9 protein-coding genes are annotated in these 8,778 nt (G+C 69.0%); 6 read left to right on the forward strand and 3 right to left on the reverse strand.

All coding sequences use genetic code 11. The annotated features are described in order from the left end of the window. Nucleotides 1–314: 314 nt before the first annotated feature. Nucleotides 315–752, forward strand: a complete 438-nt coding sequence (locus tag ACFWEP_RS26730) for an Imm21 family immunity protein (protein WP_387373621.1) — start codon at nucleotides 315–317, stop codon at nucleotides 750–752. A 217-nt stretch (nucleotides 753–969) separates the two neighbouring features. Here the strand turns inward: ACFWEP_RS26730 and ACFWEP_RS26735 are convergent, their stop codons facing one another. Both ACFWEP_RS26735 and ACFWEP_RS26740 read right to left on the reverse strand, forming a co-directional pair. After that, nucleotides 970–1,272: a hypothetical protein gene (locus ACFWEP_RS26735; protein ID WP_387373623.1), complete on the reverse strand. Its 303-nt coding sequence runs from the start codon at nucleotides 1,270–1,272 to the stop codon at nucleotides 970–972. 436 nt (nucleotides 1,273–1,708) lie between these two features. Beyond that, complete coding sequence (locus ACFWEP_RS26740; RefSeq protein WP_387373625.1) at nucleotides 1,709–2,374, reverse strand: MOSC domain-containing protein; 666 nt, start codon at nucleotides 2,372–2,374, stop codon at nucleotides 1,709–1,711. A gap of 80 nt (nucleotides 2,375–2,454) precedes the next feature. Here ACFWEP_RS26740 and ACFWEP_RS26745 point away from each other — a divergent pair, with 80 nt between their 5' ends. Then, complete coding sequence (locus ACFWEP_RS26745; RefSeq protein WP_387373627.1) at nucleotides 2,455–3,372, forward strand: LysR family transcriptional regulator; 918 nt, start codon at nucleotides 2,455–2,457, stop codon at nucleotides 3,370–3,372. Nucleotides 3,373–3,463: 91 nt separating this feature from the next. On the opposite strand, the gene ACFWEP_RS26750 is transcribed toward ACFWEP_RS26745, so the two are convergent. After that, nucleotides 3,464–3,808: a WhiB family transcriptional regulator gene (locus ACFWEP_RS26750; protein WP_387373629.1), complete on the reverse strand. Its 345-nt coding sequence runs from the start codon at nucleotides 3,806–3,808 to the stop codon at nucleotides 3,464–3,466. Nucleotides 3,809–4,274: 466 nt separating this feature from the next. Here ACFWEP_RS26750 and ACFWEP_RS26755 point away from each other — a divergent pair, with 466 nt between their 5' ends. The 4 genes from ACFWEP_RS26755 (at nucleotide 4,275) to ACFWEP_RS26770 (ending at nucleotide 8,677) form a co-directional block, all read left to right on the forward strand. Beyond that, nucleotides 4,275–4,886, forward strand: coding sequence for a response regulator transcription factor (locus ACFWEP_RS26755; RefSeq protein WP_003948568.1), 612 nt, complete (start codon nucleotides 4,275–4,277; stop codon nucleotides 4,884–4,886). Nucleotides 4,887–5,196: 310 nt separating this feature from the next. Next, entirely contained in the window at nucleotides 5,197–5,772 is a 576-nt protein-coding gene (locus tag ACFWEP_RS26760) for a sigma-70 family RNA polymerase sigma factor (RefSeq protein WP_328719855.1), read from the forward strand. Between the two features lie 173 nt (nucleotides 5,773–5,945). Further along, nucleotides 5,946–7,448 carry an IMP dehydrogenase gene (gene guaB / locus ACFWEP_RS26765; RefSeq protein ID WP_387373631.1) on the forward strand — a complete coding sequence of 501 codons (1,503 nt, stop codon included), beginning with the start codon at nucleotides 5,946–5,948 and terminating at the stop codon, nucleotides 7,446–7,448. 104 nt (nucleotides 7,449–7,552) lie between these two features. Then, nucleotides 7,553–8,677, forward strand: a complete 1,125-nt coding sequence (locus tag ACFWEP_RS26770) for a GuaB3 family IMP dehydrogenase-related protein (RefSeq protein ID WP_018101158.1) — start codon at nucleotides 7,553–7,555, stop codon at nucleotides 8,675–8,677. The last annotated feature ends 101 nt before the right edge of the window (nucleotides 8,678–8,778 follow it).

The raw sequence follows: 8,778 nt of genomic DNA on the forward strand, positions 1-8,778 counted from the left end.
TCCCCGCACACCAGGTGCGGGGACCTTCTGCGTTGTGAGGCGGCGCTTTCGGCGGCCACGCCCCCGTTTTCTTCTGTGTGCCTGACTTTCGCTGGTGCTTGACGGAACTCCGCAGATGCTCTACCCGCATTGCGAGACTTGCATGAGGCGTCAAGGCAATTTTGCCATGAAACTGCTCACTGGAAGGAACCCGCAGGGTTATAGGATGCGGCCGTCGGGGCTGGTCGTGCCGAAGGATCTCTTGAATGTCGGTCCTAGCTGGACTCAGACCTCGTCAGGCTTGTGGACTCCGTAGTGGAAAGTGTGACACTTCAATGAAATCCGAGCCGAGATGGATCGACTCTCTGGGCGGGATGTATGTGTGCCTTCCGGAGTCTGTTCGGGAGCTCTGGCGAGGGGGCGTTGAGGATGACGAAGACGACCCCGAAGAGTCCACTGACTACTGGCAGGCTGGTCAGGGTGATGGTGCCGCTGGAGTTTTCTCCCTAGCAGGGTCGCAGGTTTTGACGCTGGCGGCGGGAGAAGGAGCACTCACCTACGTGCCGAGCCTGGATCTTTTTGTGCAACGGAGGGCAAGTACTTCGGTCACTAATGTGATTGAGGTCGTTGCCGAGGCATTCCCGGTTCTGCGCTGGGGGCGATTGCTGAGTGGGATGCGGGAAGCGATCTGGTGGTTTTTGATGCCGTGTGGCCGGGGAAGGAAGTCCCTTCAAACCGCTTGCTTCCTGTCCCTCGACCGGCGGGGCCAGTGAGAGTGCAAGTAGCTGAAATGAAGCCCAGCGGACGCTGGAATGTCTGGGTAACCCTCTATCGTTTGAGATAACGTCCCAGACCATTCGCGGTCGGCTCGTCCGCAACGCGCTGTAGGGAAACGGGGGCCCCGTTGGCGGGGCTCCCGTCGACCGTGGCGGGAGTAGTTGACGGCAGCGTCAGCGGACGAAGCTGGCGCAGGGCGGCTATTCGTCGCCATCACCAGTGGCCGCCGCCGCAGTGATCCCCGGGCTGTCGAGCGGTGTTGAGGGTGTCAATGGCCTGGCGTTGGAGGCGGACGCGGGCCTTGACGGCGGTGACGCCGATATGGGCGTCACTGAAGAGTTCCTTGGTCACCACGATCTTGACGCCCTTTCCATGAGTAGTGCGGGTGTCGAGGGCCGGAGGTTCTGAATGAGAAGTAGTGGGTCGCTCGGGGTTTATGAGGAAGGGCTGGCGCCGCTTGATGTCGGGGCCGAGTGACCTGCCCTCCGGGGTGGCGAAGATGATCCTTTTGTTCATCCAGTCGGTTTCGGCCGTTTGATACTCCTTCCGCTGCCGTAACCCGTCTTTTTTTGGAGGAGTTGGCGCGCTTGGTGGGGAGTGCTGCGCGGAATGTCGAAGCGAGGTCCTGCCTCCAAGGCACTTGGACCCTGGCTGCACGGTGCGTTGAAGGTGTGACGGTGCCGCCGTTGAGGTTTGCCCAGTGAATACGAGGAGTCCGCCCTTGCCGAGTCCGGTGTGCGCGGGGCGAGTTCGTACGGCGGCGGGAGGGTGGAGGCGTCTCCGTCAGAGCGTGGCAGCCCAGACTTCCGAACGGCGCAGCGAGTCGACTCGTCTGCCCGGACCGGATCCTCCGAGCCGGCTTCGTCGAGGAGATGCGGAGGTTGCGAGATGTCGGCCGGGGTCAAGGTCCGCCGACTGATTGCCGAAGGCGAGTTCTCTGCCCGACGGCTCGTCACACCCCCTGCTTCGCCACGTACTCCCGCGCCGCCGCCAGTGCCTCCGGGTGCAGCGCCTCGCCCGCGGGGAGGAGGCGCGGCAGCAGGGTGCGGTCGGTGAAGGAGCGGAACTCCAGGGACGCGGTCACCCCGTGGTCCGGGCGGTGGACGATCTCGACCGGGTCCCCGGCGCGGATGGAGCCCGGGGTGATGACCCGCAGGTACGCGCCGGTGACCGCCTCCTGGCTGAAGCGCTTCACCCAGCGCTCCTCCTGTACGTGGCCCGCGAAGGTACGGCACGGGATGCGGCCGGCGGTCACTTCCAGGACCAGGTCCGGGCCGATCCGCCACCGCTCGCCGACCAGCGCCTCGCTGACCTCCAGGCCGAGGGTCGTCAGGTTCTCGCCGAAGATCCCGTTGGGCAGCGGGGTGCCGAGCTTCTGCTCCCAGGCGTCGAGTTCCTCCCGGGCGTACGCGTACACCGCCTGGTCGCTGCCGCCGTGGTGGCGCAGGTCGCAGACGGCGTCCCCGGCCAGACCGCTGGCGCCGACGCCCTTCGGTCCCGGGTCGGTCACCGCCACCGGGCCGTCCACCGGGCGCTTGTCGATGCCGGTGAGGCCGTCGGGGGCGCCGGTGTGCGCGGAGTGGCGGGGGATTCCGACGTTCACGGTCAGCAGGCGCATAGGGAGAGGTTAGAACGCCGGATATGAAAGTCGCATCGCATTTTTTCGCGATCAACAGAAGTGACGCTTATGGTGGGAGGGTGATCGAAGCCCGTCATCTCCGCGTCCTGCGTGCCGTCGCCACCACCGGCTCGTTCTCCGCCGCCGCCCGCGAGCTGGGCTTCACCCAGCCGGCCATCAGCCAGCAGATGAAAGCGCTGGAAACCTCGGTCGGGACGCCGCTGCTGATCCGTACCGGTCGCGAGATGCGGCTCACCCAGGCCGGCGAGGCCCTCGTGCGGCACGCCTCCGGCATCCTGGCCGGGCTGACCGCAGCCGAAGAAGAGGTCGCCGCCATCGCGGGGCTGCGCGCCGGCCGGGTCCGGCTCGTCTCCTTCCCCAGCGGCAGCTCCACCCTGGTCCCCGGCGCCCTGGCCGCGCTGCGCGCCGAGCACCCCGGCACCCAGGTCTCGCTGGTGGAGGCGGAACCGCCCCGGTCCGTGGAGATGCTCCGTGACGGGGACTGCGACATCGCGCTCGCCTTCCGGTACGGGAACTCCGGCGGCGGGAACTCCGCGGAGAGCGGTGACGGCGACTGGGGCGACCTGGTGGTCCGGCCGCTGCTCGCGGACCGGCTGATCGGTCTGCTGCCCGAGGGTCACCGGCTTGCCGGGACGGACGCGATCGACATCGGCGAACTCGCCGGGGACCCCTGGATCGCCGGCTGCCCGCGCTGCCGCCGGCAGTTGGTGGAGGTCTGCGAGGAGTCCGGGTTCACCCCCCGTATCGACTTCGCCACCGACGACTATCCCGCCGTGATCGGACTGGTCGGCGCCGGGCTCGGGGTGGCGGTGCTGCCCGCGCTGGCGATCGAGTCGGTACGCCCCAAGGGGGCGGTGACCGTGACGGTGGAGCCGCCCATCGTGCGCGAGATCGTGGCGCTGACCCTGCCGGACCTGGCGCGGGTCCCGGCGGTGGCGGCCACGCTGGACCAGCTTTCGCTCGCCGCGGCCCGCTGACGGCACGACCGTGCCCCGGTCCGTCGAGGTCCCGGCGGGGACGGACCGTGGATGGTGAAACGTTCCTGCGGTACGGGGCGGCGTGTGCCCCTCAGCCGTGGTGCGTGCTGTCGGCCGGACCGGAATGGCCGGAAGGAGAGGCCGTCGTGATCAGACGGTTGCGGGCGCGGCCCATCAGCTCCTCGCGTTCGTCCTCGGTCAGGCCGCCCCACACTCCGTAGGGCTCGCGCACGGCCAGCGCGTGGGCGGCGCACTCGGCGCGTACGGGGCAGCGCATGCACACCTCTTTCGCCGAAGTCTCGCGGGCGCTCCGGGCGGCTCCGCGTTCGCCCTCGGGGTGGAAGAACAGTGAACTGTCGACCCCTCGGCAGGCCGCGAGCAGCTGCCAGTCCCACAGGTCCGCGTTGGGTCCGGGAAGGCGGGAGAAATCTGCCATTGCTTGTCCCCTCGAAACCGTGCTCCGCCGGAGACGTCGTCCCGGCAGTCGCAGTCCGTCGTCGTCCGTCGGTGGCCGATCCCCGGTTCCTCAGGTCCTCAGGTCCTGGGTGATCGAGCCTGCCGTACATCTACGGTCGTAGTAGATGTAAATATGACTGATTGCGAATCTAGTCACAGACACCAGCAAAAGGGAAGAAAAGCCGCCAAATAGGGCACGCCAACCAGTGAAGTTTCGGTTGAAGGGTGAAGCGCCCGCGTCGATCCTCTCCGTGTGCGGCCCTTCACGTAGAGTGCCGAACCCTACGGTCCGACCCGTAACTCTTTCGAGTGACCATCGTTGAGAGTGCGGAGGCGGTTGGCGACGAACCGGCTCGGGCACATGTCCGAGGGGGTCAACCGCACAGGTGACGACTTGTATCAGCCTGGAGGCTCAAGGTGACGCGCATCAGCTGCGGAGGACGGTCATGACATCCGTCCTCGTCTGCGACGACTCCCCGCTCGCCCGAGAGGCGCTCCGTCGCGCGGTTGCGACCGTGCCCGGCGTCGAGCGTGTGACGACGGCGGCCAACGGCGAGGAAGTACTCCGCCGCTGGGGAGCCGACCGTTCGGATTTGATTCTGATGGACGTCCGCATGCCCGGTCTGGGAGGTGTGGAGACCGTCCGGCGGCTGCTCTCCGCCGACCCCGGTGCCCGGATCATCATGCTGACGGTCGCCGAGGACCTGGACGGGGTCGCGCTCGCGGTCGCCGCCGGAGCCCGCGGCTATCTGCACAAGGACGCCTCGCGCGCCGAACTGCGGGCCACCGTGACCCAGGCGCTGGCCGACCCGACGTGGCGGCTCGCCCCGCGCCGGCTGCGGTCCGCGGAGATGGGGGCCGCTCCCACGCTCACCGCGCGGGAGATCCAGGTGCTCGAAGGCATGAGCCACGGCCGTTCCAACGCGGAGATCGGGCGCGAGCTCTTCCTCTCCGAGGACACGGTCAAGACCCACGCCCGCAGGCTCTTCAAGAAGCTCGGCGCCTCGGACCGGGCCCACGCGGTGGCGCTCGGATTCCGCTGGGGCCTGGTGCGCTGAGCCTGTCGGGTGGCCTCCGACCGGCGTGCCGGAATCGTCCCCGTCCGCGGACCCGCGGGCGGGGCGACGGAGAGCGCGGGCGGGGCGGCCCACCTGTGGCGGGTCGGCAGCGGCGGCGGTGGGTGACGCTTCCCGGCCGATGACGCATCCTTGAGCTGTGGAGTTCCTCGGGAACGACGATTCGGACCAGCGGATCCAGCGGAAGGGGAGGGCGCAGGACATGACATCCGGCGCACCCGCTCGTAACGCTTCGGTGCACAACTCTGAACGCGATGGCACGGACCGGTCGGCATCAAGGCACCATGGTCCGATGCGCGACGACGAGACGACGGTGATCGCTGCCCTGGTGCAACGGGCCGTGGACGGCGACGCGCAGGCGACACACGACCTGCTGGCCCGCGTCCACCCCCTCGCCCTGCGGTACTGCCGGTCCCGGCTGAACCGGCTGCCCGGTGACGCTCGTCACTTCGGCGAGGACCTGGCGCAGGAGGTCTGTGTGGCGGTGCTCATGGCGCTGCCGCGCTACCGCGACACCGGCCGCCCGTTCGAGGCGTTCGTCTTCGCCATCGCCGGACACAAGGTCGCCGACCTCCAGCGCGCCGCGATGCGCCACCCCGGTTCCACGGCCGTCCCCTCCGACGAGATGCCCGAGCGCCCCGACGACTCCCTCGGCCCGGAGGAACGCGCCCTGCTCAGCAGCGACGCGGCCTGGGCCAAGAAGCTCCTCGCCAACCTCCCGGAGAACCAGCGCGAACTGCTGGTCCTGCGGGTCGCGGTCGGACTGACCGCCGAGGAGACCGGGCAGATGCTGGGGATGTCGCCCGGCGCCGTGCGGGTCGCCCAGCACCGCGCGCTCAGTCGGCTGCGAGCCCTCGCCGAACAGTGACTTCGGCCGCACCCCGCGCCGGTCGTCTCCGCCGCGACCCCGTGTTCGCGGGGTGTTCACGCTGTCGTAGGAATCTACGGAGCCGCTCGGTGATCTTGCTCGTGGAATGAGACACCCCCGAAGGCCGTTAGCATGGACATCCGCACCGATCAAGACCATTTGGGGAAGGTGTCATGACTGCAAACGTCGACGGAGTGCCTGGGAAGTTCGCCACGCTCGGGCTGACATACGACGACGTGCTGTTGCTGCCGGGCGCGTCGGAGGTCCTGCCCAACGCGGTCGACACCTCGTCCCTCATCTCGCGCAACGTGCGGGTGAACATCCCCCTGCTGTCGGCCGCCATGGACAAGGTGACCGAGTCGCGGATGGCCATCGCGATGGCCCGTCAGGGCGGTGTCGGTGTGCTGCACCGCAACCTCTCCATCGAGGACCAGGTGAACCAGGTCGACCTGGTGAAGCGGTCCGAGTCCGGGATGGTCACCGACCCGATCACCGTGCACCCCGACGCCACCCTCGGCGAGGCGGACGCCCTCTGCGCGAAGTTCCGCATCAGCGGCGTGCCGGTCACCGACCCCGCGGGCAAGCTCCTCGGCATCGTGACCAACCGTGACATGGCCTTCGAGTCCGACCGTTCGCGCCAGGTGCGCGAGGTCATGACGCCGATGCCGCTCGTCACCGGCAAGGTCGGCATCTCCGGCGTCGAGGCCATGGAGCTGCTGCGCCGCCACAAGATCGAGAAGCTGCCGCTGGTCGACGAGGCGGGCCTCCTCAAGGGCCTCATCACGGTCAAGGACTTCAAGAAGGCCGAGCAGTACCCCAACGCCGCCAAGGACGCCGAGGGCCGTCTGCTGGTCGGCGCGGCCGTCGGTGCCAGCCCCGAGGCGCTCGACCGCGCCCAGGCGCTCGCCTCCGCCGGGGTCGACTTCCTGATCGTCGACACCTCGCACGGCCACAACAGCAACGCCCTCGACTGGATGGCGAAGATCAAGTCGAGCGTCGGCATAGACGTCATCGGCGGCAACGTCGCCACCCGCGACGGCGCCCAGGCGCTGATCGACGCCGGCGTCGACGGCGTGAAGGTCGGCGTGGGCCCCGGCTCCATCTGTACGACCCGTGTGGTCGCCGGTATCGGCGTCCCGCAGGTCACCGCGATCTACGAAGCCGCTCTCGCCGCCCGCGCTGCGGGTGTGCCGGTGATCGGCGACGGCGGCCTGCAGTACTCCGGCGACATCGGCAAGGCGCTCGCCGCGGGCGCGGACAGCGTGATGCTGGGCAGCCTCCTCGCGGGTTGCGAGGAGTCCCCGGGCGAGCTGATGTTCATCAACGGCAAGCAGTTCAAGTCGTACCGCGGCATGGGCTCGCTCGGCGCGATGCAGTCCCGCGGCCAGGGCCGTTCCTACTCCAAGGACCGCTACTTCCAGGCCGAGGTGTCCTCGGACGACAAGCTCGTGCCCGAGGGCATCGAGGGCCAGGTGCCCTACCGGGGCCCGCTGGCCAACGTCCTCCACCAGCTCGTCGGCGGTCTGCGCCAGACCATGGGGTACGTGGGCGCCGCGTCCGTCGACCAGATGGAGAGCAAGGGCCGCTTCGTGCGCATCACGTCGGCGGGTCTCAAGGAGAGCCACCCGCACGACATCCAGATGACGGTCGAGGCACCGAACTACAGCAGGAAGTAACACCCACACGGTGGGGGAGGGGCGGCCGGGGTTCCCCGGGCCGCCCCTCCGCCGTGTGTCGGGGATACTGGTCAGCGCAGACGTAGAGGGAAAGGCCACACATCGTGACTGAGATCGAGATCGGGCGCGGCAAGCGCGGCCGCCGGGCATACGCATTCGACGACATCGCCGTCGTACCGAGCCGCAGGACCCGGGACCCGAAGGAGGTCTCGATCGCCTGGCAGATCGACGCCTACCGCTTCGAGCTGCCGTTCCTGGCCGCTCCCATGGACTCCGTCGTCTCCCCGCAGCACGCCATCCGCATCGGCGAGCTCGGCGGGCTCGGCGTCCTCAACCTGGAAGGTCTCTGGACCCGCCACGAGGACCCGCAGCCGCTGCTCGACGAGATCGCCGAGATGCCGGTCGAGACCGCGACCCGGCGTCTCCAGGAGATCTACTCCGCTCCGATCCAGGAGGAGCTGATCGGGCAGCGCATCAAGGAGGTGCGCGACTCCGGTGTCGTCACCGCCGCCGCGCTCTCCCCGCAGCGCACCGCCCAGTTCTCCAAGGCCGTCGTCGACGCCGGGGTGGACATCTTCGTCATCCGCGGTACGACCGTCTCCGCCGAGCACGTCTCCGGTGCCGCCGAGCCGCTCAACCTCAAGCAGTTCATCTACGAGCTGGACGTCCCGGTGATCGTCGGCGGCTGCGCCACGTACACCGCGGCCCTGCACCTGATGCGCACCGGTGCGGCGGGTGTCCTGGTGGGCTTCGGCGGCGGCGCCGCGCACACCACCCGCAACGTCTTCGGCATCCAGGTGCCGATGGCGACCGCCGTGGCGGACGTGGCGGGTGCCCGCCGCGACTACATGGACGAGTCCGGCGGCCGGTACGTGCACGTCATCGCGGACGGTGGCGTCGGCTGGTCCGGCGACCTGCCGAAGGCCATCGCCTGCGGCGCGGACGCCGTGATGATGGGCTCCCCGCTGGCTCGCGCCACCGACGCTCCGGGCCGCGGCCGGCACTGGGGCATGGAGGCCGTCCACGAGGACGTGCCGCGCGGCAAGCTGGTGGACCTCGGCTCGGTCGGCACGACCGAGGAGGTGCTGACCGGCCCGTCGCACACCCCGGACGGCTCGATGAACATCTTCGGCGCCCTGCGCCGCGCGATGGCCACGACCGGCTACAGCGACCTCAAGGAGTTCCAGCGCGTCGAGGTGACGGTGGCGGACTCGCAGCACCGCCGCTGATCCGCTCCGCACGTTTCGCGCGTACGGGGAAGGGCCCCGACCACCATGCGGTGGCGAGACCCCCGACTACCGCTTCTCGCTCGCCAACGAGCGGACCTTCC

The organism is Streptomyces sp. NPDC060198 (assembly GCF_042728415.1).
Lineage (GTDB): Bacteria > Actinomycetota > Actinomycetes > Streptomycetales > Streptomycetaceae > Streptomyces.